Raw genomic sequence first — 24,574 nt, 5'->3', positions numbered from 1 at the left:
AAAAATCAATGAAGCATGTTTCAATTGCAGCAATACCAGGAGACGGGGTTGGAAAGGAAGTTGTACCTGAAGCCATCCGAGTTTTGAAAGCGGTATCAGATGTGCATGGCGGTCTGTCTTTCACCTTTCAGGATTTTCCGTGGAGCTGTGAATATTATTTAGAGCATGGCGAAATGATGCCAAAGGATGGATTGGAACAACTGAAAGCCTTTGACAGCATTTTCTTAGGGGCAGTCGGAGATGCCAATTTAGTGCCGGATCATGTATCGCTTTGGGGATTGCTCATTAAAATTAGACGTGAATTTGAGCAGGTGATTAACGTGAGACCTGCAAAACAGCTGAGCGGTATTCGCTCCCCGCTTGCTCAGCCAAAGGATTTCGATCTTCTTGTTGTAAGAGAAAACGGTGAAGGTGAATATAGTGAAATCGGAGGCCGCATCTATCAAGGGGAAGATCAGCTTGCCATTCAAAATGCTGTTTTCTCCAGAAAAGGGACAGAGCGAGCCATGCGCTTTGCTTTTCAATTAGCAGAAAAAAGACGAAAGCATGTGACAAGTGCAACCAAATCGAATGGAATCGTTCATACAATGCCATTTTGGGATGAAGTGTTTCAAGACGTAGCAAAGGATTATCCAGAGGTGACAGCAGACTCGCAGCACATCGATGCGCTCTCAGCCTTCTTTGTGACAAGACCAGAGAAATTCGATGTGATTGTTGCCAGCAATTTATTTGGCGATATTTTAACTGATCTTGGGGCTGCGATTATGGGAAGTATTGGCGTGGCGCCTGCCGCCAACATCAATGTAAATGGCAAATATCCATCCATGTTTGAGCCTGTACACGGATCAGCCCCAGACATTGCAGGAAAAGGAATCGCCAACCCAATCGGTCAAATTTGGACCGCTAAACTCATGCTTGATCATTTCGGTGAGGAAGAACTGGGTACACACCTGCTCGAAATCATCGAGTCAGTCACAGCAGACGGCTTTTTAACGGCAGACATCGGCGGGGCTTATCAAACACAAGAAATCACAAACGAAATCATCACGCGCTTGAAGAAATAATCCGTCATTAGAACCACATCTCCACGTCTGCTATAATAAAAGGATGGATAGAAGAAAGAGATGTGAAATCTAGTGTCAAAAACAGTTGTATTAGCAGAGAAACCTTCAGTAGGACGTGACTTAGCACGTGTGCTGAAGTGTCATAAAAAAGGAAATGGTTTTTTAGAAGGAGATCAATACATTGTAACGTGGGCGCTTGGCCATTTGGTCACACTGGCTGATCCAGAAGGCTACGGAAAAGAATTTCAATCCTGGCGTTTAGAGGATTTGCCGATCATTCCAGAGCCGCTAAAGCTTGTCGTCATGAAAAAGACAGGTAAACAATTTCAAGCAGTAAAAGCACAGCTTGCAAGAAAAGATGTAAAAGACATTGTCATCGCAACAGATGCTGGACGTGAAGGGGAGCTTGTCGCAAGATGGATTCTTGAAAAAGCGCATGTGAAAAAGCCCCTAAAACGACTATGGATCTCATCTGTTACGGACAAAGCCATTCAAGAAGGCTTCAAACGACTAAAAGACGGCAGAGAATATGATAATCTGTATCGCTCAGCGGTTGCACGTGCAGAGGCAGACTGGATTGTAGGGATCAACGCAACAAGGGCGCTGACGACCAAGTTCAATGCACAGCTTTCTTGCGGACGGGTACAAACACCAACGATTGCCATGATCGCCAAACGAGAAGAAGACATTCAGCAATTCCAGCCGAAGCCGTTTTATGGAATGACTGCACAAGTAGATGGACTTACCTTGACGTGGCAGGATGCCAAAACAAAGCAAAACCGCACATTCCAAGAGAATGTCATAAAAGAGCGTTTGGCAGGCTGCAAAGGAAAACCAGCAGTGATCGATGCATTGAAAAAAACAGCGAAAAAAGCTTTTGCTCCAGGGCTGTACGACCTGACTGAATTGCAGCGTGATGCGCATAAACGTTACGGCTTCTCAGCGAAAGAAACCTTGTCTACGCTTCAGCGGTTGTATGAGCAGCATAAGCTTGTGACATATCCGCGTACAGATTCACGATTTATTTCAGCGGATATCGTTCCTACATTAAAAGATCGATTAAAAGGAATGAATGTCAGACCGTACGCTCAGCATGTGAACCGCATTTTACAATCAGGTGTGAAAGCACACAAAGGCTTCGTCAACGATGCAAAAGTGTCAGATCACCATGCGATCATTCCAACCGAGGAAGAGCTGTATCCTGGTGCATTAAGTGATAAAGAGCGTAAATTGTATGATCTTATTGCCAAACGATTCCTTGCTGTACTCATGAATCCTTTTGAATACGAGGAAACAACGGTGATCGCCAAAATAGGCAGTGAAACATTCACAGCAAAAGGAAAAACCGTGCAATCAGCCGGCTGGAAAGCCGTGTATGATGAATCCTATGAAGACGAGGAATCAGCCGAAGCAGATCAGCATCTGCCGGTACTCTCCGAAGGGCAATCACTTGAAGTGCGCCAGCTGAAAGAAACAAAAGGAGAAACGAAACCTCCTGCTCGTTTTAATGAAGCAACCTTGCTATCTGCTATGGAGAACCCTGCGGCATTTATGCAGAATCAGGAAAAGGACTTAGTGAAAACCCTTGGTGAAACAGGCGGACTAGGGACAGTAGCCACAAGAGCCGATATCATTGAAAAACTGTTCAACAGCTTCTTAATCGAGAAAAAGGGCAAAGATATTTTCATCACATCGAAAGGGAAGCAGCTGCTCTCCTTAGTGCCTGAAGGCTTAAAGTCTCCAGCTTTAACAGCGGAGTGGGAACAAAAGCTTTCTAAAATCGCAAAAGGACAGCTGAAGGCTTCTCAATTCATGAGTGAAATGAAGTCCTATGCAAAACAAGCCGTATCTGAAATCAAACAGACGAACCAAACCTTTAAGCATGACAATGTCACTGGCACCCATTGTCCGGATTGCGGAAAACTTATGCTGAAAGTGAACGGAAAACATGGCACAATGCTCGTGTGCCAAGACCGAGAATGCGGCCACCGTAAAAATGTGGCGAAGAAAACAAACGCACGCTGCCCGAACTGCCATAAAAAGCTCGAGCTGCGCGGAGAAGGCGATGGCAAAATCTTTGCTTGTGTGTGCGGTCATAGAGAAAAACTGTCTGTTTTCGAAAAACGTAAATCACAATCCAATCAAAAGAGAGCCAGTAAGCATGATGTGTCTAAATATATGAAGAAACAAAAGAAAGTGGAAGAACCAATCAATAACGCACTGGCTGAGCAATTAAAGAAATTAAAATTAGATCAATAGTATTATAAAAACCCATGCGGAAACGCATGGGTTTTCCAATGTAATCAAGCATATCGACATACTGTTTTTCTGAAAATGGGAATGTCTATGCGAAAAGACTCGTAATTTGGTATAAAATATTTATTTAAATTTAAACAGAAACAATCTATAATAAATCGTTGGAATGCTAAGAGAACGGGATTTGAAAGGGGACACGAATGGTTACAGCCATACATCGCACGGCTATTGTTTTACTCATTGTTTTTTTATTAGGCGGATGTACCTGGGAACAGCAGAAGGAATCAGCTGATCCAGTATCACCACAGCCTGTATTGCCTGGAGAATATTTTATCACTCATCACCTCATGACAGATCAAGGCATGATTCGCACTTCATTTGCAGAGCAGCATATCTACTTATCTGAATCGCTTGGGCTTTGGATGGATTATCTTGTTCGAAAAAAAGACCAAAATTCTTTTGACCAACAAATTGGTGTCCTGCAAGATGAATTTTTACTAGACCATCATCTTCTCAGCTGGCAAATCGAATCTGATCAAAAAAGTAAGGCCAATGCCTTAGTTGATGATTTACGGATAGTGGCGGCACTTCAAAAGGCAGATCGTTTATGGAAGAATGCAGCGTATCAAACCACAGCAAAAGAAATCGCACAAGCGTTAAAAGACAAGAATATGTATAGGGGCATCTTGTCCGATTATTATGATGCATCAACAAATCGAACTTCACACACAATCACACTCTCATATTTAGACCCAAAAGCAATCAAAGAATTGGAATCCCTCAAAATATTCACGAAACAAATGACGAGTAACCAATTGACCATTCTAAAACAAGCACCGAGAAAAAAAGGATTCTTTCCTAAATCCTATGACATAAAGAAAAAAGCCTATTCATTTGATCGAGAAATCAATATGATTGATCAACTCTATACGGCTTTACATGCCGATCGTGCAAAGGTGAATACGTCCGCGATCATGAAATGGCTTAAAACGACTTTTAAAAAAGAAGGAAAGCTGTACGGTAGATATAAACTGAGCACATTGCAGCCATCAGTGACGTATGAATCGCCTTCTGTATATGCGCTGGTCATCTTGTATGCTCTTAAACGAAACGAACCGGAATTCGCAAAAGAGGTGTATGACCGCATGAAAGAATTACAAATTCAAGATCCACTTAAGGATTATTATGGAGGATACATGAACGAAAAAGACACACACTCATTTGACAACTTATTGCCTCTCATTGCAGAAAGGGAGCTTTTTAATGAATCGGTTATTCAGTAATACGTATCGTTTATATTATACTCTGCTCCTCACGTTTGCAGGGCTTATTTTGTTTATGGGCTACCTAGGCGTACAGGATGCAGAGAGCTTTATGATGATCACACTGACTTTTGTCGTGTTAGGATGCGGGATTTTATTTGGCATCTTACCAGCATTAATTTTTACCTTGCTGATGCTGTTTTTTATAGGAAGCGCTATGTTCTTTACAGAGCTTGGCCACACAAATCCCTTCTTTTCCAAACAAACATTGCAGGATGTGGTGATTTGGGGCGCAGCTCTTCTCTTTTTCGCGATTTCAGCAGGAAGCTTGCATGAGCGAATCAAGACGATGCGTCACACCATAGAACAACAAAAGCAGGCGATGAAACAATTTGTGGCGATTGACTCGACAACTGGATTTGACAATGCAGATCGGATGAAGCTGGAATTATCCGAGGAAATGAAACGGGCAGAACGCTACAAACAGCCATTCGTTTTTATCCTTCTTCATATCCATTATGCAGCGGAATTCAAATCGTTATATGGAGAAAAAGAAATGCAGCACCTATTTCAGCAATTAAGTATCAAGATTCGCGAAAGTGTCAGAGAAACCGATAAGAAATTTCGATTATCCGAAGAACGGATAGGCTTGCTGCTTACTCACACACCAGAAGAGAATGTCTCTGTCGTCCTTGAGAAGCTAAAAGATAAATTGCAAAAGCATGTGCTGTTAAACGGTCGTGAAGTCACCCTAACTTTTCATGTCTGTCATTTAACAAGCAGTTCGGATTATCGTACGCCAGAGCAATTTTTAGAAGAACTAGAAAAAGAGATGATGATGAATGAACTTTAATTCTATAATGAAATGCTGTTTGATGATCGCTCTTTTTTTCATTCTTTCGTTTCAATACATGGCTTCAGCCGACGCTCTTGCCAAGCCAGATACCCTGATCGTTTATTCAACAGAATCGGGAGAAGCGACTCCAGCAGTGCATATGCTGGATCTACTCGCCGGACATTTTTCCAAACAGACGACGATTGTATCTGATGAACATTTGGCTGAAAAGAAGATCAGCGAATTTCAGCAAGTTATCTATCTAGGGGAAATAAAGAGAACCTTACCAAAACAGGCCATTCGTGTAATGAACGACGCACAGAAGATCATAGCCATTGGATACAATGCGGACCAGCTGCGCCCATTTTCCAAGCTTACTTTTCATAAACAAGAACACACGAGTCAAATCAAATATACAGATGATCCCACTTACCGTCAGCTAGAGAAAAGGATCATTGCGTTAACGGTTCAAGGGGCAGACTTGCAAAGGGAATTTCTATTGAAGAAGCATGAAGCTGATCTTCCATTTGTGATTCAAACAAAGGAAGGTGCGGCCTATATTGGAATCTTAAATGTCGTGCAGCACAGCGAGCTTCTTGCAGAAGTGCTAGAAAAAAACCTGCCTTCTTCTAATCAGCTGACCACAAAGTACTTAAGGCTTGGGAACATCAGTCCTGTCACTGACGAAAAGAAGCTGCTTGAGCTTGGACAATATGTATCCACTCGGCATATCCCGTTTCTGATAGCGGTAACCCCTGTTTGGGTGGATCGAACAACAGGCGATGAAGTGACACTGAGTGACCGCCCGAAGCTCGTAAAAGTGTTAAAACAATTGCAAAGTAATGGAGCCAGCATTATTCTTCATGGATTTAGCCGTACGTATCGAACAGAGGATTCTGGTCAGGACTTTGAGTTCTGGGATGCAAAGAATGATCAGTCCATTACGTCAAATGACCCAAAAAAAGCCGAGAAGAAGCAAAGTGCAAGTCATTTTTCGAATGAGAAAGACTTCCATGCTTATACGAGATCGAATCAGCAGCAAGAAACCATCTATACAGAAGAAAAACTGACAAAAGGTATTGAGTTTCTTGCGCAGCAAGGTCTCTATCCACTGGTATTCGAGGTGCCGCATGATGCCATATCTCAACAAGGCTATGAAGTGATATCAAGGCATGTGTCCAGTCTGTTTGGACAGGTACAGCTGTCGGACCATACGTGGAAAACAGCCGGTGCTCCGCCACTCGTGACGAAACCCGCCATGCTTCATGGCATGACCTTATATCCTCAGCAATCAGTAGAGCCAGCGTCTGACCAAGAAGGTTCAAATATTTTAACAGAACAAAAGATTCAATCCATCCAGCATCTTCAATCAGCCGCAATCGGGCTGTCCTATGATGTGGAATCCGGAATAACTGGATTGCAGAATCTGATGACGCTGATGGATGCAATTCCTTCTAGTGAATGGCTGGATTTAAAGAAAACAAAACAAACAGTCCAAACACCACATGTACAAATCAAAACATCAGGGAATGGACATATTCAAGTAGAACAATCCAATAGAGCAGAAACCAAAACAGTTAAACGAAGCGGCATGGAAAATATGCTGCGAATTCTCACCGTCGTAGTGATGCTGTTTATTGCGGCATTTGCTTTTTACACATTGTATTTAAGGCTGACAATGAAAAAACGAATTTTTAAGGAGAGAAAATTAGGTGGCTGATGTCTTATTTTATCTTTCATTAATATTGATTTGGATCATGCTCCTATACCACATGTTTCTCATGCAGGGCGGCTTTCAGCACTACCTGACCTACGAAAAAGTGCTGCCTGAATGGACGAAACAAGGGAAAGAGCTGCCGACCGTCAGCATTCTAATTCCTGCTCATAATGAAGAAGTTGTCATCCGGCAAACGCTAAAAGCAATGGTCCAGCTATCCTATCCTAAACATCTTCTTGAAATCATTGTGATTAATGACAATTCCTCTGATGGCACAGGAGACATCGTGCAGTCATTCAGTGAGCAATATGATCATGTCCATATGATTGAAACGAAGCCGCCATTTGCAGGAAAGGGAAAATCCACTGCACTGAATGAAGGCTTAAAGGCTTCAACAGGAGAAGTCATCTGCGTATACGATGCAGATAACATGCCTGAACAAAAGGCCGTCTATCATTTGGTTCTTGGTTTATTGAATGACCCGAAGGCAGGCGCTGTTGTCGGGAAATTCAGGGTTATCAATGCAGCCAAAAATCTCCTGACCAAATTTATTAATATTGAGACCATCTGCTTCCAATGGATGGCGCAGGGCGGAAGATGGAAGTGGTTTGGTATTGCGACAATACCAGGCACCAACTTCGCCATCCGCCGGCACATTTTAGAAGAGCTTGGCGGCTGGGATGTTCATGCGTTGGCTGAGGACACTGAATTAACGATTCGAGTCTATAACCTTGGCTATGTCATTCGATTTTTCCCGGCTGCGATTACATGGGAACAAGAGCCTGAGACATGGAAGGTCTGGTGGCGGCAAAGAACGCGCTGGGCACGAGGCAATCAATATGTTGTACTCAAATTTTTAAAGCAGTTTATGAAGCTGAAACGAAAACGAATGATTTTCGATTTGTTTTATTTCTTCTTTACGTATTTCTTATTTTTCTTCGGTGTCCTGCTCTCAAATGGGATCTTTATCGTGAACCTATTTGTTGACCTTCACTTATCTGTAGGAGTTGTTGCACTGATCCTGTGGGGATTGGCCTTCTTCCTCTTTCTAACAGAAGTGATGATTACATTAAGCATTGAGAAAACAGAGCTCACCAAACAAAATATACTCATTGTGGCACTCATGTACTTCACTTATTCTCAAGTATGGATTGCGCTAGTCGTGTACTCCTTATGTGTAGAGGCAAAGAGCCGATTATTCAAACAAGAAGTGAAATGGTACAAAACCGAGCGTTACGATCAACAACAAAAGAAAAGCGGGTGACAAATTGAAATCGGTAAAATGGATGATTTTTATATTCATGATATCCCTTGCCATTCAGCCCTTTTTTATGGCGGGTCAAGCAATGGCGCAATCAAATCGAGTACAAGTGAAAGATGACTGGATTCGCTCATCTAAAGGAAGCCAGACAGAAACGCAGCACTTATCAGAAGATGTAGTGACCTTGTATGGACAAGAAGACCGCACTGAATTTTCCTATCAAATAGAAAAAGAAAAAGTAGAGTCTAGCATCCTTACATTGAATATAGAGGCTTCACCATTACTCATTTCGCCATCTTCGTTCACAGTCATGATTGATGGAGAGATTGAAAAGACCATTCCTGTAACAGGGAAAAACCAAAAGAAGTCGATTCAAATCAAATTGAGCAAATCGCAATTGAAAAAGGGTTCTCATCAAATTCAGCTCGCATTTTATGGCGTGTTAAAAGAAGGTGTGTGTATCAACCAAGAGACACCTGCCAACTGGCTGAAAGTATATCCTGAAAGTGAGCTGGCTTTCAAAGGAACTCAAACGAAAGACGTGACGTTAGACAGCTTCCCTTCACCTTTCATTCAAACAGGTGATCAGAAAGAACAAACAGATATTGTGATTCCAAATTCACCGGAAGCAGCTGAATTAGAAGCGGCTATGAAAGTATACCGTACGTTGAAAAACAAAGACCGCCAAGCAGACCTCAAAATTGTCCAAGAAAAGGACATCAAGCAAATCGCGCATCCAACCATTGCTGTGGGAGCAAAAGGAAACTGGGATGGACGAGTGAAAACGATCGAACAAGCTGCGAAAATGAAAACAGCAAGCGATCAGCTCACATTAGCGGTGAGAACCTTGACAGGAAAGAAAAAAGAACAGCCCATTTTATTTGTCACTGCTGAGCAGTCAAAGACAATTGCTGAAAAAATCAATGTCCTAACTCAACCAGAACTGACTGGTCAGCTCACTGGTAGCGATTTACTGCTTCAAAAGGTTACGGCTAAAGCATCAAAACCATCTCATCAAATTCGTTTAAAAGATTTTGGTGGTGATGATGTAACGGTTGGAACCAAAAAGACGGCGTCTGAACATTACTATTATCCGAAGTCATTGATCGCTAATCAAAAATCAGGTGCAAAGCTAAATCTATCATTTAAAAAATCTGATATAACGAACAAAGCGGAACGCTTAACAGTCATGATCAATAACGAACCACACGATGTACCGTTAACAAAACTAGGAAACAAAGATGAGAATGGATTCTATCATGTGCCAATTCCAGTAGATTCACAAGTACTCCAAAAGAACGAATATATTGATTTGCAATTTGTCACTACAGGCTTTAAAAACATGGAGTCCTGCAGACATACGGATGAAGAAAGCTGGATTTACATTGATAAGAATAGCTCTCTTCAAATACCAGAAGGGACGACTAGTGATACACCGGATTTAGCTGCATGGCCGTTTCCTTTCACATCAAAAACGCAGCAAGGAAAAACATTGATCGTCATTCCAGATCAAATCAAGCAAGAAACGATCACTCAAATGGCGATGCTGACAGAATCATTTAGTCAGCCGGAAGCTGCCCAATATCATTTGATCAAAGCTTCAAATGTGACAAATGATCAATTAAAAGATCACTCTCTCATTTTCATCGGGGGCATTCAAACGTTCTCTCTTTTAAAAGAAAAGGCAGACGATCTCATCGTTCCAGTGAAAAAGGATCAGTATGATGTATCCTCCTTTGGCATGATCAACGAAACGACTGCTCGTATCGTATGGACGCAGCCATCTGTATGGAATAAAGAACAGACAATGACCGTCTTTTCAGGAATGAATGCAGCTGACGCTGATCTTTCACATGAAGTGCTTCATTTCCTGCAAACAAATACGGAAACGGCAACAGTCGCAATCGAGAGCAAAAACAAAGACATGTTCTCTAATCATCAAACGGTCAGCAGCACAACAAATGATCTCCAAAAAGATGAAAAGCAAGGCATCGATGATTCTTGGATTTACTTTGCATGTATCGCTGCGCTAATTATTTTTGTGGTCGGGCTGATTATTTATTTCGTGCGAAAAAACCGCAAAAAGACTGATTGATAAACGATCAAAAGACCTTGAAAAAATGTCTTTACTTTGGTGTCAAACGGGAGTATGATCTCTTTTATAAAAGACCAATCGCTGAATCATTTCAATGAGCGGGGGAACCATTAGTGGTGCAGGACACCACGTGGGGTGAATCCTTTTTAGGTAGGGCAAAGTCTCATGCGCCCGAATCCGTCAGCTAACCTCGTAAGCGTTAAAGAGAGCAAAGACCAACCTGTGATCTAAACAATAGACGCAGGGGCATTCTATTGCCTCTGTGTCTTTTTGGCGATCCATCTTTTGTAACTTAAATCGTTTGACACTAAAGGAGCGGGCATCACATGTACAGTTTGATGAAGCGTATTTTAATTGGGAAACCATTAAAATCACAGGCAGCAGGAGAACAAAAACTATCAAAAATCAAAGCGTTGGCATTATTGTCATCAGACGCATTGTCATCCGTTGCATATGGTACAGAACAAATCTTGATTGTTCTTTCCGTTGTTAGTGCAGCAGCATTTTGGTACTCACTCCCGATTGCAGGTTGTGTATTAATTCTTTTAATGGCGTTAATTTTATCTTACCGCCAAATTATTTATGCTTATCCAGAAGGTGGAGGGGCTTATGTCGTCTCTAGCAGAAACTTAGGTGAAAAGCCAGGACTGGTCGCTGGCGGATCATTGCTTGTAGATTATATTCTGACTGTAGCAGTGAGCATATCAGCTGGTACTGATGCCATCACATCGGCTTTTCCAGCACTATATCCATATCATGTGTTGATCTCAATTGTATTGGTCATCTTGATTATGGTGCTCAACCTTCGTGGGTTGACAGAATCAGCATCTATTTTGGCCTATCCCGTATACTTGTTTGTATTATCACTCCTTATACTAATTGGAGTCGGAGGCTTTAAATTATTAACAGGAGGCATCCCGCCAGCACCTGAGCATACAGCGATCGGCACACATGTACCTGGCATTACTTTATTTCTTTTATTAAAAGCATTTTCGTCTGGCTGTTCAGCACTGACTGGGGTAGAAGCCATTTCAAATACCATTCCATCCTTTAAAAAACCAGCTGCACAAAATGCAGCGAGAACATTATTGATGATGGGTGGATTACTAGCTGTTTTATTTGTGGGTGTGACATTGCTTGCGTTTGGTTTTGGCATCTCACCAAAGCCAGAAGAAACGGTTGTATCACAAATTGCATCAGATACATTTGGACGTACATTTTTCTATTATGTCATTCAGGCTGTCACAGCTTTAATCTTGATATTAGCGGCAAATACCGGCTTTTCCGCCTTTCCTTTATTGGCGGTCAACTTAGCAAAGGATAAATATATGCCGCGCATGTTTACTGTAAGAGGGGATCGACTCGGTTACTCTAATGGCATTATCTTTTTAGGTGTAGCTTCTATGCTGCTCATTTGGTTGTTTGATGGGAAAACGGAACACCTTATTCCGCTATATGCTGTCGGTGTATTTATTCCATTTACCTTGTCACAGACCGGCATGTGTGTGAAGTGGATTCGTGAAAAACCGCAGGGCTGGAAAACGAAAATGCCTATCAATATAGTCGGAGCACTGATTTCTTTCACGGTTCTCATGATTCTCATTTTGACCAAGTTCCATCTTGTATGGCCAGTATTTGTTTTCATGCCAATTGTGCTATTGATCTTTCATTCCATAAAAAAGCATTATCTGTCTGTCGGAGAACAACTGCGTTTAATGAATGAAACAGAGCCTGTTGAGATTAAAGGAAATGTGGTCATCGTGCCAATAGCAGGAGTAACACGTGTCGTCGAGCAATCTGTTCAATATGCAAAATCCTTATCAGAGCAAGTCATAGCAGTTCATGTATCTTTTGATAAAGAAAAAGATAAGAAAATTGAAGCGGATTGGGAAAAACTGAACAGCGGTGTGCGGCTTGTGATATTGCATTCGTCTTATCGAAGTCTTATTCATCCGCTTGATAAATTTCTTGAAACGGTTGAGGCAAAAGCAAATGCGCATCAATATAAAGTGATGGTACTTGTGCCTCAATTTATCCCGAAAAAAAGATGGCATACGATCTTGCATAACCAATCTGCCTTTTTATTAAGATTCCGTCTATTATGGAAACGGGATATTGTGGTCGCCACCCTTCCATATCATTTTAAAAAGTAGCAGCAAGTTGAAACGTTTGATCAAAAGGGTGCGGTGGTATGGAGTAAGAAAAAAGGAGTTTTCTCACATGCCGCAAAGAACCGCAGGAAAAGAAGTAACAGCGCTACTGGAAGAGTGGGGCGTAAAACATATTTATGGAATGCCCGGCGACAGCATAAACGAATTGATTGAAGAGCTTAGGCATGAATCAAGCCAAATACAATTTATACAAACGAGACATGAAGAAGTGGCGGCACTCTCAGCGGCGGCTGATGCCAAACTAACAGGTAAGCTCGGTGTCTGCTTATCCATCGCTGGACCGGGTGCTGTCCACTTATTAAATGGACTATACGATGCAAAAGCAGATGGCGCACCCGTTTTAGCAATAGCAGGGCAGGTTGCATCGAATGAAGTAGGAAGAGACACATTTCAAGAAATCAAATTAGAGCGGATGTTTGACGACGTCGCTGTCTTTAATCAGCAGGTACAAACAGCAGAAGCTCTGCCTGATTTATTGAATCAAGCCATTAAAGCAGCTTATACCCATAAAGGGGTGGCTGTTCTCACCGTATCAGATGACTTATTTTCTCAAAAAATTAAGCGTAAGCCAGTTTATACATCTCCTCTTTATGTTGAGGGAGAGGTACGGCCAAAGAAAGATCAACTGCTAAAGGCAGCACAGCTAATTAACAATGCGAAGAAGCCAGTCATCTTAGCAGGTAAAGGATTACGAAATGCAAAAGAAGAGCTTCTTTCATTTGCAGAAAAGGCTGCTGCACCTATCGTCATCACACTTCCTGCAAAAGGGGTTGTGCCAGACAGGCATCCATACTTTTTAGGAAACCTAGGTCAAATTGGAACGAAGCCAGCTTATGAAGCGATGGAAGAGTGTGATCTTTTAATTATGCTTGGAACCTCCTTTCCATATAGAGACTACTTACCAGAGGACACACCTGCCATTCAACTGGATATTAAACCAGATCAAATCGGTAAAAGATATCCAGTAGACGTAGGAATCGTGAGTGACAGCAAGAGTGGTTTGCAGGAACTGACCTCCTACATTGAATATAAAGAGCAGCGTGGTTTCCTTGAAGCTTGTACAGAGCATATGATGAAATGGCGAGAAGAAATGGATAAGGAAAAATCCGTTGCCACATCACCGCTTAAACCGCAGCAAGTCATTGCTAGACTAGAAGAAGCAGTTGAAGACGACGCCATTCTTTCTGTTGATGTAGGGAATGTAACCGTATGGATGGCCCGCCATTTCGAAATGAAACAGCAGGATTTCATCATCTCCAGCTGGCTTGCCACAATGGGCTGTGGTTTGCCTGGAGCGATCTCTGCTAAGTTAAATGAACCGAATCGTCAAGCGGTTGCTGTCTGCGGCGATGGTGGCTTCACAATGGTCATGCAGGACTTTGTGACAGCGGTAAAATATAAACTGCCGATCGTTGTTGTGATCTTAAACAACAACAACCTTGGAATGATCGAATATGAACAACAGGTAAAAGGAAACATCAATTATGGTATAGAGCTGGAAGATATTGATTTTGCTAAGTTCGCAGAAGCATGTGGCGGCAAAGGAATCTCCGTGTCATCACATGAAGAACTAGCTCCAGCCTTTGATACAGCCCTTCAATCAGATAAACCCGTCATTATTGATGTTGCTGTCACCAATGAACCGCCGTTACCTGGGAAAATTACGTACACACAAGCAGCTGGTTTTAGTAAGTACTTACTGAAAAAATTCTTTGAAAAAGGCGAGCTGGATATCCCTCCACTCAAGAAAAGTTTAAAACGCTTTTTCTAAACTAAATGTAGTCGGTCCTCTCAAAAGAGGACTGACTTTTTTGTGATGAAAGGAAAAAACATTTCAATTATCACTTGTTTTATTTCCTCTAAAAATATATGGAAATTATTTTTGTAACTTAAAGCCTATTTTTCCAATTCGTTCAGAAAGGTAAAATAGACTTTATGATCAATAATGGAGGGAGTGACTTCTTCTGGGCAAGATACTTGATGCAAAAGCACTAACAAGTGCCATGGACACAAGGGCAAAACACTACCAGGAACTCCGCGAACAAATGGTAGATTTAAAAAAGGCATTACAAGGTGTGGCCAACCTCGGTGATGATTTCACTGGGAAAGGAGCCGATAACATTAAAAGTTTCTATAAAGAGCTCGCCGGAAATGTAGACATGTTTATCAGCTTCATCGATAAGCAAAAAGCCTTTCATGAAGGTGTTTCTGGGACACTGGATGATACGAGTTTTGGTGGCGATACCTTTATAGAAGAACACTTTTTAGACAACGCAGTACATATGGGCATCAAGAATGCCAAAAGCATTGTGAAAGATCAAAAAAAGGCACTCAAAACGATTTTTCAAGACATTGATGACCTCATTTCCCTAGAGGTATTTGATAGCCAAACCTTTGATGAAAAAATAGAAGATGCGGAAGATGAACGAAAAAAGACGGTCAAAGAACTAAGAGAGCTTGATCAAAATTTAAAAGATGAATATGCTTTGTCAGAGACGGAGCAGCAAGCTACAATGGCATTGTACGCTGAAATGATGAATGCGACAAATGACGGAAAAGCGATTTCGCCTATGAATTTTGACAAGAAAGCGTATCAAAATAGCGACATCTACAAGGCAAAAAGCGATATTGAAAAACAAACTTCTGAATATCTGAAAATCAAAAAAGAACAAGAAGAAGCCCGCAAAATCGCAAAGGAACAAGAAGCACTCGCCAACCGCCCTTGGTATGAAAAAGCGCTCGATTATGGTGGAAACATCGTCAATGAACTGACTGGTGTGAACGATGCAAAACGTGCCGCAACAGGCGTTGATCCAATCACAGGGGAAGAACTCACCGCAGGACAGCGAGTCGCGGCAGGTGGCATGGCAGCAGCCGGTTACATCCCTATCGTGGGTTGGGCAGGCCGCATTTTCAAAGGCGGGAAGGCTGTCTATAAAACGACCCAAGCCACATCAGCCGCAGTCAGGGCAGTTGACATCTATAAGACATCACAAAAATCCTTTGACGCCCTGAAAACATCGCAAAAAGGTTTATATGGACTCACCGCCACCAACGGCTTCAGCGAAGCAATTACAGGCCGAGACATGTTTGGAAACAAGATCTCAAAAGAACAGCAGGAAGCGAGTATGAATGCGGCTCTTGGAATGCTTTTGCCGTTTGGGGCTAAAGGGTTTCATGGGAAGATGGGGATTAGGAGTACGAGAGAACTTAAGCATCCAGTTTTAGATAACCCACGAGTAGGTAGTGCTTTAAAAGATGATTTTTATCATAGCTTTAATGATATAATTGACAACTACGCAGTTCATTCTAAGAGATTTGATTTACCAAATAGAAAAGGCCATATGGATTCGTTGTATCAAATAGAGGGCTCGGTGGTTAAGTACGAAACCAAATATGTAAAAGTAAAGAACAACGCCCCAGAAATGTTACAGTCGAAAGAAATAAGGAATGGCGTGTTTGAATGGGTGGTAGATCCAACAACGAATACAGTAACCCATAGAACTTTTATACCTGGTGGCAAAGTTACAGGAAAAATAAATCAATGGGGGAAATAGAAAATTGTATAAAACGGATATAATCACGAAAAATGGTTTTGATTGTAACTGGTCTACACTGTTTGTTGGTAGACAGTTTAATTTAATTTCGGCATTAGAAGTAACAAACTATGCTGTTAAATATCTAGAAAACAACCCTAATGCTAACAATGAATTAATCCTTGAATTAGCTTGGGAACAAGAAGAAGTTAAAGTAGATCATATACTTGAAAGCATAGTCTCTGACAAATCATCGGAAGACATGAAGAGAGAGTATCATAAGTGGCTATATAGCACTATGAAAGAGGTTTATACTAATTCAACTGATGAAAACATATTTGAAGAAATTGAAAATATTTTTTCAATCTTTAATACGCCCGAAAATATGTATGATTTTTTTAGAAAAGTTTCAGACGCATTTTATTACCCTCACGATTCACAAAATACAATTAAAGAACTTGTAGAAGAGTTTTTAGAAGATGAAAAGAAATTGATTTTATAACTAGAGAGTTTAATAGAACGATGGACTAATGGTCCATCGTTTTCTTTCATTCATTGCTGGTAAAGAGATTGGTATGATAAAAAATAAAGTAGATTTGTTAGATCTCGAAAGCAATTGAGGAGAAAACAATGAGTGACTATAAAATAAGCATCCTGTCTTGTCTGAGAAGTTTGAAAATGAAAATACTGGTGAACTCGTAGAAGGAATTACGATTATGATAGACGGTAAATTAAAAAGATGCTAAAAAATACAACAAACCTGAATGAAACAGTCACCTTGATTTTTACCTGCACAAGCCATTCCATTCCAGTCAGAAATTATATGTTAAAATAAACCAATAAAAAGGAGCTAAAACCATGCTATGGATTTTCACACAAAACCAGCAAAGTTTCGTTCATGTCCACGAAATCACAGTAGCCGGCAAAAAGATTGAAGGGATGATCGCAGGAAGCGATACTTGGGTCAAGACGCTCGGTAAGTATGACTCAAACGATCGTGCAGCAGAGATTCTTCAAGACATTGTGAAAGTAATTGAAGCCAATCAAGATGCCACTGTGACTTACAGAATGCCAAATCAATAAAAAAGAAACCACCTTTCCATTGAGAAAAGGTGGTTTTTGTTTATGATGGTGTTTTTGTAAAGGCTAAAAATAAAGGGATGCCTGTGCCGACAAGGGTGGTGGCAAATAGGAACATACCGCAAATGAATAGAAAATGACTGGCTGAAAAGACAAGTGCCAGAATAAGAAAAACGATGCTGAGTCCTGCCATGCTATATGATGGGACAAAGCGGCGTTTGTATGTGGCTTTCTTTGTTAAGAATGAGAAGAAAATGCCAAATAATAATGGGACAATCCATAAGTAAAATAAAATAATAAGAGACATACTTCATACCTCGATTTTTCCTTCTATTTTATCAGATGCTGATCGCAATCGATACTACAAAGCTTCACTTTGTAAAATAATTCATGCAATCGACACAATTACGTGGGCTGATTCATAGAATGCGTTTTTTCTTTCATATATTCAGGCTGCAATAGGGCGTATACACAATGATCCGTAAATCGGTCGCCCAGCCATTCACATTGTCTCAAAATGCCTTCAAGCGAAAAGGATAATCGCTCTGCGATGCGTCTGCTCTTCAGGTTATCGACAGCAGCCCTGATTTCAATGCGGTGCAGTCCACAATCTTCAAATAAATAATGAATGACTGCTTTGCACGCTTTTGTCATGATGCCTTTTCCTTGATAGCCTTCTCCGAGCCAATAGCCAATTGAAACAGTCCTGTCGATCCAATGAATTTGGTGGGTGCCGATGATCCCGACAAGTTCTCCATGTGACCAGATGCCCGCTTGAAAACCGTTGTTCTGCATGGCTTGCTGCATTGCGCCTTGAATGAACGCCATGCTGTCTTCTTCTGTTTTCGTTGAATCCACCCAAAGCATCCATTCACGTAAATGCTCTCTTGACCGCTGAATGAGCAAATATAGACTTCGTGCGTCTCTTGGCTCAAGCAGCCGCATGGATATCTCTTGATCTTGATAAAAAAACATGTGCCCACATCCTCTCAGGGGAATTTTACCATAACCATATGAAAAGAAAAAGACAGCATCACTACTGTCTTTTACATAAACGTATCCACAATTAAAAAGAGATTGAGTGCGACAACAAGAGCTGCTATCACCCAAGATATTCCTGTTACCCAGCGGGCATTCGTTAATTCGCCCATAATTCGTTTTTTACTTGTAAATAAAATGAGCGGAATTAAAGCAAAGGCAATACCAAAGGATAAGACCACCTGACTCATCACAAGTGCGGATGTCGGATTCACCCCAGATGCAATGATCACAATAGGGGGAATCATGGTAATCAGCCGGCGGACATACAGTGGAATCCGGTATTGAATAAAACCCTGCATAATGATATCGCCTGACAATGTACCGACAGAAGAGCTTGATAGTCCGGCTACAAGCAGGCCTACACCAAATAAGATAGCTGATACAGGGCCTGCGAGTGTGCTAAAATGCTGGAACGCAACATCCAGATCTTCAACAAAGAGACCATTTTTATAAAATAGAGCGGCTGCCACAATCAACATACTGGCATTGATGGCTCCAGCGACTAGCATCGCAATGAGGATATCTAAAAACTCAAAGCGGAAAATCTGTTTTTTCTCCTTTTCCGTTCTGCCGACGACTCTTCTTTGGGTTAATGCTGAATGTAAATAGATCGCATGCGGCATTACAGTGGCACCTAAAATTCCAGCTGCAAGCAGTACACTATCTGTGCCTTCAAATTTTGGAATGAAAAGCCCGCCTGCGACACTTGCCATATCAGGCTTGGCGACAAAGGTTTGCACAGCGAAAGCGATCACGACAACGAACAGCATGCCGGTAATGCCGGCTTCTAATGCTCGATATCCTCTTCTTTGCAATTCTAAAATCGCAAATGATCCGATGGCTGCAATAATAGATGCTTCAAGCAAAGGAATCTGAAAGAGCAAGTATAAACCAAGTGCCGCTCCAATAAATTCAGCTAAATCTGTGGCAATAATAACGAGTTCGCCCTGAATCCATAAACCGATGGAGACGGGTTTCGGAAACTCTTCACGTGCGATTTCAGGTAAGTTTTTCCCTGTCGCTATTCCAAGCTTTGCGGATAAGGATTGGATGAGCAGCGCCATGAGATTTGATATAAGAATGACCCATAAGAGAAGATATCCATATTTAGAGCCAGCCGCAATGTTGGTGGCAAAATTCCCTGGATCAATATATGCAATGGCAGCGATAAAAGCAGGGCCTAGAAAAGGAAGAAGCCTTCTAAATCCTTTGACCTTACCTTCAAGTGCACGCTCAGCTGCCGCTGACATGTGTGCCTGTGCCTCGATGTATTTGTTTGTCATATGTCATCACCTAGATTCTACAAAGTTTTGCTTGGGCACAAAAAGTTTCCTTCATGCAATTTTTAATCATCATATGCCCATCTTCATGAAAAGTCAACTATCTGAACTAATAGGTTTGTTATCATATGTAAGTGAAAAAAATAGATACCTTGTCAACGCGCAACATAAAAAACACCGCCCCTTAGACGGTGTCCCTACTGCTTCCTCTGTTATTTGTTTTTTTAAGATACCCTTGATCCCACGCTGCGGAAGATCAGGCTTAAAATAATGACAAAGATGGCTGCTCCTAAGATCGCTGGAATGATCGCAAAGCCTGCCAGACTAGGACCCCACGTTCCAAGTAATCCATGACCAATCCAAGCGCCTACAAACCCGGCAATCATTGAGCCGATCCATCCTCCTGGTACACTGCCTCCAGCGAGTGCACTCCCAATGAGACCAATGACAATCGCCACAACTAATGAAATTAGAAATCCTAACATGTTGATCACTCCTCTTTTGTTTGTTTATTAAGCAATAACCGTTTTGAAAAAGATTAAAACCTTTCGGAACCGCTTCAATGTTCTATACGTATGATGGACAAGGATTGTGTATAATAACAGACAAATACTTCAGCGGCATCTAAGGAGGCATATGGCATGGAGGAAAGAGAGTGGCTAAAAGCACAATTAAAAGAGATTGAAAAGTGGGAGAAAGACCAGCAAAAGGTATGGTTCTGGGAGAAGCTCAGCCGTCTTCCATTTCAAATGCTGGACAAGCTGACGCCTGCTTTTATTCAGAAAAAAATCGGTGTGCTACTTGATGAAATGGGTCATTACATTCAATCTGGCGGAGCCTATTTGACGTCGGAAAAAGGCATCATCCATCAATTTCAAAAGAAGTGTGAGGGCGAATCCATTCAGCGCATAGAGGATATTGGAAAGGCCCCAATCGAAATGATGGATGCCATTAGTGAACATATGGGGAAAAACAGAACGAATCTCGCGACGGTGCAAGGGGCGACAACTGGTGTCGGCGGAATGTTTACGCTAGCCGCTGATATTCCTGCGGTCCTGGGTCTCTCTCTGAAAACATTACAGGATATTGCCGTCACCTATGGCTATGATCCTAAAAACAAAGAGGAGCGGGTCTTCATCATTAAATGCTTGCAGCTGAACTCTGCGGATGTCGTTGGAAAGAAATCGATTCTAAAAGAACTCAAAAGCTATCATGCATCCGAAGGGAAACATGAAAACATGATTTCCCAAATCCAAGGGTGGCGTGAGGTCGTCTATAATTACCGGGATTCGTTCGGCTGGAAGAAACTATTTCAGCTTGTTCCCATCGCCGGAATTTTGTTTGGTGCCGTTTCAAACCGCTCACAATTAAAAGGAATTGCCGAAACAGGCATGATGCAATACCGAAAGCGAAGAATTTTAACAAGATTAGAAGAGCTCACGCAGCAAGAACAGAGTGAGTCCGGCGCATAAAAAAATCCCATATCAAAGGGATTTTTTATTTGCTCTCATCCTCTTCCTGAAAAGCATGAAGAGGTGAGTGTTCATAACGTGCACGCAGTTCGCGGATCTGTTTGATGAGGGTGGAGCCGATCGTTTTTTCGGCTTCATCATACAAAGGATCAAGGGCTTTCATCCATTTTTGCTTTTCAGCTGGCGTCAATTCATGAATGGCAATCGGCGATTCACGTTTAATGTCCTCCAGCTGTTCTTTGTTCATCTGTTCTGCATGCTTTTCATTCCAAGCCGTTGTTTCTTCCATGGCTTCAAGTAAAATTCGCTTCGTTTCGGGTGTCTGGCGGTCAAAGAAAGATTGATCTGTTAAGACCACATAGCCTAAATACCCGTGATTGCTGATCGTCATATAGTCTTGTATATGATAGAATTTTTTTGAATAAATATTTGAAATGGTATTTTCTTCACCGTCTACTTTTTTGGTTTCTAATAGCTGAAACGTTGAATTAAATGATTCCTGATAGGGCTTTGCGCCAAGGAGTTTGAATTGTTTTTCAATCATGTCGCTTTGCATAATGCGGAGAGACTGGTTTTTTAAATCAGCCGGCTGTTTGATTGGCCCTTTATTAGAGGTAATTTGCTTAAAGCCATTTGTCCAATAAGCCATTCCCTTTAACCCATCTTTTTGCAGCGTCCCAAACAACCTTTGTCCAATTGCACCTTGCAGGCCTTCTTGAACCGCATTGTAATTTGAAAAAGCAAAGGGAAGATCAAGTGCCAGCCACTCAGGGGACAGCATGCCGAGCTTCGAGGTAGACGGAGCAATAAATTGAACTTGATTCTCTTTGAGTGCATTTATTTCTTCAATATCAGAATAAAGGCTTCCATTGGAGAAAATTTGAATGCTGATCTTTCCATCGGATTTTTCGTGCACGAGCTCAGCAAATTTCTTTGCGGCAAGTCCTTTAGGTGTATTGTCTGCCACGACATGGCTGAATTTGAACACAAGCTGGTCCTTCAGTCCTGTCTGTTCATCATCAAAGGTTGTCGCTGATTTTGGCATCATATGATAAAAACCAAAGTATAAAGCGGTTACAAAACCGATCATGAGCAATAGTGTATAAGCGAGTAAATTCTTCATGCGTCAGATCCCCCTTATGTCAAGCATACTTGACAGAGGAAGAATCCGTAAAGATACAGGTGAAAAAATGATGAGAAATCGATTGAAATTACAACAATTATCTATTAGATGGAAGCTTACCATCCTCACATATTTCGTTGTCATTTTCGCCCTTTTAATCGGAGGAATTGTCCTTGTTGGGGGAATTCAGCAGACAGAGGAACGGGAGCTTCGAAAAAGACTCATGAACACGGCGAGAACCGTGGCTGAGATGAATGAGGTGAAGCAGGCGTTAGCTGATCAGACAAAGGATCGTGATCAATTACAGCATGCAATCGAAGAGATTCGGATTATTCAAGATGCTGACTATATTGTCGTGATGGATATGGATCATGTGAGATTAACGCATCCAGTGAAAACAAGGATTGGCCAGCGCTCAGAAGGAACTGATGAAGAGCCGGCTTTTGCAGAGCATATTTATTTCTCAGAAGCAGAGGGAGAGCTTGGAACAGCCATCAGAGCTTTTTATCCAGTCAAGGATGATCAATTTAATCAAACAGGGGTTGTGCTTGTAGGAAGAACTCTGCCAAGTATGGCAGATATATTAGGAGAAATGAAGCAGGATATCCTCATGATCCTCCTGCTGACGCTCAGCTTTGGGCTTGTGGGTTCATTTTTGCTCGCCCGTCATATTAAACAGCAAATGTTTAAGCTGGAGCCGCATGAGATTGTCAGAATGCTAGAGGAACGCACTGCAACCTTTCACTCTATTAATGAAGGGGTCATCGCCATTGATAATCAGCACATGATCACCATTTTTAATGAGAAGGCGAAGCAGATTTTTGGCGTAACAGGTGATGTCGTGGGCCGGAATATTTGGGGTGTGCTGTCTGATACGAGACTTCCTGAGATTATTGATCGCGCAGAACCTGTCTACAATGAAGAAATCCATATGAGCGGAAAGCGGATCATGAGCAGCCGGATTCCGATAGTCATGAAAAAGAAGATCATCGGAGCGGTCGCCATTTTTCAGGACCGGACAGAAGCAGCGAAATTGGCGGAGGAGCTCACAGGGGTTAAGAACTTTGTGGACGGTTTGCGGGTGCAAAACCATGAACATATGAATAAGCTTCATACGATTGCCGGGCTGATTCAGCTCGGTAAAGCCGATCAGGCGCTCGACCTAGCCTTTCAAACGACAGAGGAGCAGGAACATGTGACGGACTTTCTTCATCGCGTCATAGAGCATGATGCTGTCGCAGGGTTATTAATGAGCAAAATCAGAAGGGGCAAGGAGCTTGGCATCATGGTCGAAGTAGATGAACATAGCTGTCTGCGTGATTTCCCTGAACGGCTTGATCAGCATGATATGACAAAGCTGCTCGGAAATCTCATTGAGAACGCCTTTGCTTCGTATGATACTGTAGAAAGAGACACAAAAGTCATTTCCATTAGTATCGATCAAACGGAGGATGTTCTCGCAATTTTAATTGAAGACAATGGATCCGGGATCGAAGAAGAAATGATTCCTTCTATTTTCGATAAAGGCTTCACACATGGCAAAGAGGGCGGAACAGGCTATGGCCTGTACATTGTAAAAACGATTATCGACAAAGGGATGGGAAATGTAGAGGTCACATCAAGCATCGGTATTGGTACCACCTTCTCAATCGAATTCCCAATGACCATAGAGGAGAGAGACAGATGACTCAGATTAAGGTGCTGTTAATTGAAGATGACCCAATGGTGCAAGAAGTGAATAAAGAGTTCATTATGAGTGTCCCTGGCTTTCAAGTCGCAGCTGTCGCTGGAAATGGGGAGCAGGGCATCCAGCTAATCAAAGAGATTCGTCCAGACCTCGTGGTACTTGATGTCTATATGCCAAAAAAGGATGGCGTCAAAACGCTGCAAGACATCAGAAAACAGAAAATGAAAGTGGACGTAATTGTCATTTCAGCAGCGAAGGACAAAGAGACCATCGGAGTCATGCTTCAAAATGGCGCGCGGGATTATATTATTAAACCATTCAAATTTGAACGAATGAAAGAATCACTTGAAAGCTATAAGGCGTTTAAATCAAAAATTCGAACAGCAGCAGAATTCTCTCAGGAGATGCTCGATGATATCATACGAAAGCCTGCTGTTAAGCAGGAAGATACTTGGCTTCCTAAAGGGCTGAATGTGCATACGATGAACGAAATTAAAGCGTATATGGGCTTGCAGGAAGGCGCGCAGTCTGCAGAAGAAGTCGCCAATGCACTTGGCATTGCCCGCGTCACGGCACGCCGGTATTTAGACTTTCTCGTTAAAGAAGGCGAGCTGAAATTAGATATGCAATATGGCGGGGTAGGACGGCCTGTGAATAAATATATCGTACATTCTGACTAAAGACCAAAAAGACC

The 24,574-nt window shown here is 41.9% G+C and carries 20 protein-coding genes and 1 riboswitch; of the genes, 15 read left to right on the top strand and 5 right to left on the bottom strand.

Annotated features, from left to right (window positions below; all coding sequences use genetic code 11):
* Positions 1-8 precede the first annotated feature (8 nt).
* The 12 genes from JJ692_RS18735 to JJ692_RS18680 all read left to right on the top strand — a co-directional run bounded on the left by JJ692_RS18735 (position 9) and on the right by JJ692_RS18680 (position 17,280).
* A complete protein-coding gene (locus tag JJ692_RS18735) occupies positions 9-1,064 on the top strand; it encodes a tartrate dehydrogenase (RefSeq protein WP_172881207.1) in 1,056 nt (351 codons plus the stop codon).
* 72 nt (positions 1,065-1,136) lie between these two features.
* On the top strand, positions 1,137-3,323 hold the full coding sequence (locus tag JJ692_RS18730; RefSeq protein WP_056765211.1) for a DNA topoisomerase III: 2,187 nt from the start codon (positions 1,137-1,139) through the stop codon (positions 3,321-3,323).
* Positions 3,324-3,520: 197 nt separating this feature from the next.
* Positions 3,521-4,603 carry a glycosyl hydrolase family 8 gene (locus JJ692_RS18725; RefSeq protein ID WP_206534082.1) on the top strand — a complete coding sequence of 361 codons (1,083 nt, stop codon included), beginning with the start codon at positions 3,521-3,523 and terminating at the stop codon, positions 4,601-4,603.
* Complete coding sequence (locus tag JJ692_RS18720) at positions 4,584-5,435, top strand: GGDEF domain-containing protein (RefSeq protein WP_206534081.1); 852 nt, start codon at positions 4,584-4,586, stop codon at positions 5,433-5,435. Before JJ692_RS18725 ends, JJ692_RS18720 begins: the two co-directional genes overlap by 20 nt.
* Complete coding sequence (locus JJ692_RS18715) at positions 5,425-7,137, top strand: DUF2334 domain-containing protein (protein WP_024425573.1); 1,713 nt, start codon at positions 5,425-5,427, stop codon at positions 7,135-7,137. The genes JJ692_RS18720 and JJ692_RS18715 overlap by 11 nt, the downstream gene beginning before the upstream one ends.
* A gap of 37 nt (positions 7,138-7,174) precedes the next feature.
* Complete coding sequence (locus JJ692_RS18710) at positions 7,175-8,398, top strand: glycosyltransferase family 2 protein (RefSeq protein ID WP_414629330.1); 1,224 nt, start codon at positions 7,175-7,177, stop codon at positions 8,396-8,398.
* 4 nt (positions 8,399-8,402) lie between these two features.
* Positions 8,403-10,490 (top strand): cellulose biosynthesis cyclic di-GMP-binding regulatory protein BcsB, encoded by a 2,088-nt coding sequence (locus tag JJ692_RS18705; RefSeq protein WP_206534080.1) that lies wholly within the window; start codon positions 8,403-8,405, stop codon positions 10,488-10,490.
* A gap of 69 nt (positions 10,491-10,559) precedes the next feature.
* A riboswitch (cyclic di-AMP (ydaO/yuaA leader) is annotated at positions 10,560-10,704 on the top strand.
* A gap of 112 nt (positions 10,705-10,816) precedes the next feature.
* Positions 10,817-12,643 carry an APC family permease gene (locus tag JJ692_RS18700; RefSeq protein WP_024425576.1) on the top strand — a complete coding sequence of 609 codons (1,827 nt, stop codon included), beginning with the start codon at positions 10,817-10,819 and terminating at the stop codon, positions 12,641-12,643.
* A gap of 67 nt (positions 12,644-12,710) precedes the next feature.
* Positions 12,711-14,432 (top strand): pyruvate oxidase, encoded by a 1,722-nt coding sequence (locus JJ692_RS18695; protein WP_044335042.1) that lies wholly within the window; start codon positions 12,711-12,713, stop codon positions 14,430-14,432.
* 193 nt (positions 14,433-14,625) lie between these two features.
* Positions 14,626-16,218 (top strand): ribonuclease YeeF family protein, encoded by a 1,593-nt coding sequence (locus tag JJ692_RS18690; RefSeq protein ID WP_277602662.1) that lies wholly within the window; start codon positions 14,626-14,628, stop codon positions 16,216-16,218.
* A gap of 4 nt (positions 16,219-16,222) precedes the next feature.
* Positions 16,223-16,699, top strand: a complete 477-nt coding sequence (locus tag JJ692_RS18685; RefSeq protein WP_103132668.1) for a DUF2247 family protein — start codon at positions 16,223-16,225, stop codon at positions 16,697-16,699.
* A gap of 356 nt (positions 16,700-17,055) precedes the next feature.
* Positions 17,056-17,280 carry a hypothetical protein gene (locus JJ692_RS18680; RefSeq protein WP_024425367.1) on the top strand — a complete coding sequence of 75 codons (225 nt, stop codon included), beginning with the start codon at positions 17,056-17,058 and terminating at the stop codon, positions 17,278-17,280.
* Between the two features lie 40 nt (positions 17,281-17,320).
* Here the strand turns inward: JJ692_RS18680 and JJ692_RS18675 are convergent, their stop codons facing one another.
* The 4 genes from JJ692_RS18675 to JJ692_RS18660 form a co-directional block, all read right to left on the bottom strand.
* Positions 17,321-17,584 carry a hypothetical protein gene (locus tag JJ692_RS18675; RefSeq protein WP_008346966.1) on the bottom strand — a complete coding sequence of 88 codons (264 nt, stop codon included), beginning with the start codon at positions 17,582-17,584 and terminating at the stop codon, positions 17,321-17,323.
* A 98-nt stretch (positions 17,585-17,682) separates the two neighbouring features.
* Complete coding sequence (locus tag JJ692_RS18670; RefSeq protein WP_024427358.1) at positions 17,683-18,252, bottom strand: GNAT family N-acetyltransferase; 570 nt, start codon at positions 18,250-18,252, stop codon at positions 17,683-17,685.
* Positions 18,253-18,323: 71 nt separating this feature from the next.
* Positions 18,324-19,601: an Nramp family divalent metal transporter gene (locus JJ692_RS18665; protein ID WP_206534078.1), complete on the bottom strand. Its 1,278-nt coding sequence runs from the start codon at positions 19,599-19,601 to the stop codon at positions 18,324-18,326.
* Positions 19,602-19,822: 221 nt separating this feature from the next.
* A complete protein-coding gene (locus JJ692_RS18660; protein WP_024427360.1) occupies positions 19,823-20,083 on the bottom strand; it encodes a GlsB/YeaQ/YmgE family stress response membrane protein in 261 nt (86 codons plus the stop codon).
* 156 nt (positions 20,084-20,239) lie between these two features.
* Here JJ692_RS18660 and JJ692_RS18655 point away from each other — a divergent pair, with 156 nt between their 5' ends.
* The gene (locus tag JJ692_RS18655) at positions 20,240-21,070 is read left to right on the top strand and encodes an EcsC family protein (RefSeq protein ID WP_073203922.1); all 831 of its coding nucleotides are present in this window, start codon (positions 20,240-20,242) and stop codon (positions 21,068-21,070) included.
* A 25-nt stretch (positions 21,071-21,095) separates the two neighbouring features.
* On the opposite strand, the gene JJ692_RS18650 is transcribed toward JJ692_RS18655, so the two are convergent.
* Entirely contained in the window at positions 21,096-22,193 is a 1,098-nt protein-coding gene (locus JJ692_RS18650) for a DctP family TRAP transporter solute-binding subunit (RefSeq protein ID WP_206534077.1), read from the bottom strand.
* 67 nt (positions 22,194-22,260) lie between these two features.
* On the opposite strand from JJ692_RS18650, the gene JJ692_RS18645 reads away from it, so the two are divergent.
* A complete protein-coding gene (locus tag JJ692_RS18645; protein WP_029706899.1) occupies positions 22,261-23,880 on the top strand; it encodes an ATP-binding protein in 1,620 nt (539 codons plus the stop codon).
* On the top strand, positions 23,877-24,560 hold the full coding sequence (locus JJ692_RS18640; protein WP_103132674.1) for a response regulator: 684 nt from the start codon (positions 23,877-23,879) through the stop codon (positions 24,558-24,560). Before JJ692_RS18645 ends, JJ692_RS18640 begins: the two co-directional genes overlap by 4 nt.
* Positions 24,561-24,574 lie beyond the last annotated feature (14 nt).

The organism is Bacillus sp. 3a (assembly GCF_017161885.1).
Classification (GTDB): Bacteria; Bacillota; Bacilli; order Bacillales; family Bacillaceae; genus Bacillus; species Bacillus safensis.
This window is presented reverse-complemented; position numbering and strand designations above follow the sequence as displayed.

Coding starts and splice junctions, on each gene's coding strand:
- JJ692_RS18700 (WP_024425576.1), top strand. CDS start 10,817: ATGTACAGTTTGATGAAGCGTATTTTAATTGGGAAACCATTAAAATCA.
- JJ692_RS18640 (WP_103132674.1), top strand. CDS start 23,877: ATGACTCAGATTAAGGTGCTGTTAATTGAAGATGACCCAATGGTGCAA.
- JJ692_RS18650 (WP_206534077.1), bottom strand. CDS start 22,193: ATGAAGAATTTACTCGCTTATACACTATTGCTCATGATCGGTTTTGTA.
- JJ692_RS18660 (WP_024427360.1), bottom strand. CDS start 20,083: ATGTTAGGATTTCTAATTTCATTAGTTGTGGCGATTGTCATTGGTCTC.
- JJ692_RS18720 (WP_206534081.1), top strand. CDS start 4,584: ATGAATCGGTTATTCAGTAATACGTATCGTTTATATTATACTCTGCTC.
- JJ692_RS18675 (WP_008346966.1), bottom strand. CDS start 17,584: ATGTCTCTTATTATTTTATTTTACTTATGGATTGTCCCATTATTATTT.
- JJ692_RS18715 (WP_024425573.1), top strand. CDS start 5,425: ATGAACTTTAATTCTATAATGAAATGCTGTTTGATGATCGCTCTTTTT.
- JJ692_RS18645 (WP_029706899.1), top strand. CDS start 22,261: ATGATGAGAAATCGATTGAAATTACAACAATTATCTATTAGATGGAAG.
- JJ692_RS18670 (WP_024427358.1), bottom strand. CDS start 18,252: ATGTTTTTTTATCAAGATCAAGAGATATCCATGCGGCTGCTTGAGCCA.
- JJ692_RS18695 (WP_044335042.1), top strand. CDS start 12,711: ATGCCGCAAAGAACCGCAGGAAAAGAAGTAACAGCGCTACTGGAAGAG.
- JJ692_RS18725 (WP_206534082.1), top strand. CDS start 3,521: ATGGTTACAGCCATACATCGCACGGCTATTGTTTTACTCATTGTTTTT.
- JJ692_RS18710 (WP_414629330.1), top strand. CDS start 7,175: ATGCTCCTATACCACATGTTTCTCATGCAGGGCGGCTTTCAGCACTAC.
- JJ692_RS18735 (WP_172881207.1), top strand. CDS start 9: ATGAAGCATGTTTCAATTGCAGCAATACCAGGAGACGGGGTTGGAAAG.
- JJ692_RS18665 (WP_206534078.1), bottom strand. CDS start 19,601: ATGACAAACAAATACATCGAGGCACAGGCACACATGTCAGCGGCAGCT.
- JJ692_RS18680 (WP_024425367.1), top strand. CDS start 17,056: ATGCTATGGATTTTCACACAAAACCAGCAAAGTTTCGTTCATGTCCAC.
- JJ692_RS18655 (WP_073203922.1), top strand. CDS start 20,240: ATGGAGGAAAGAGAGTGGCTAAAAGCACAATTAAAAGAGATTGAAAAG.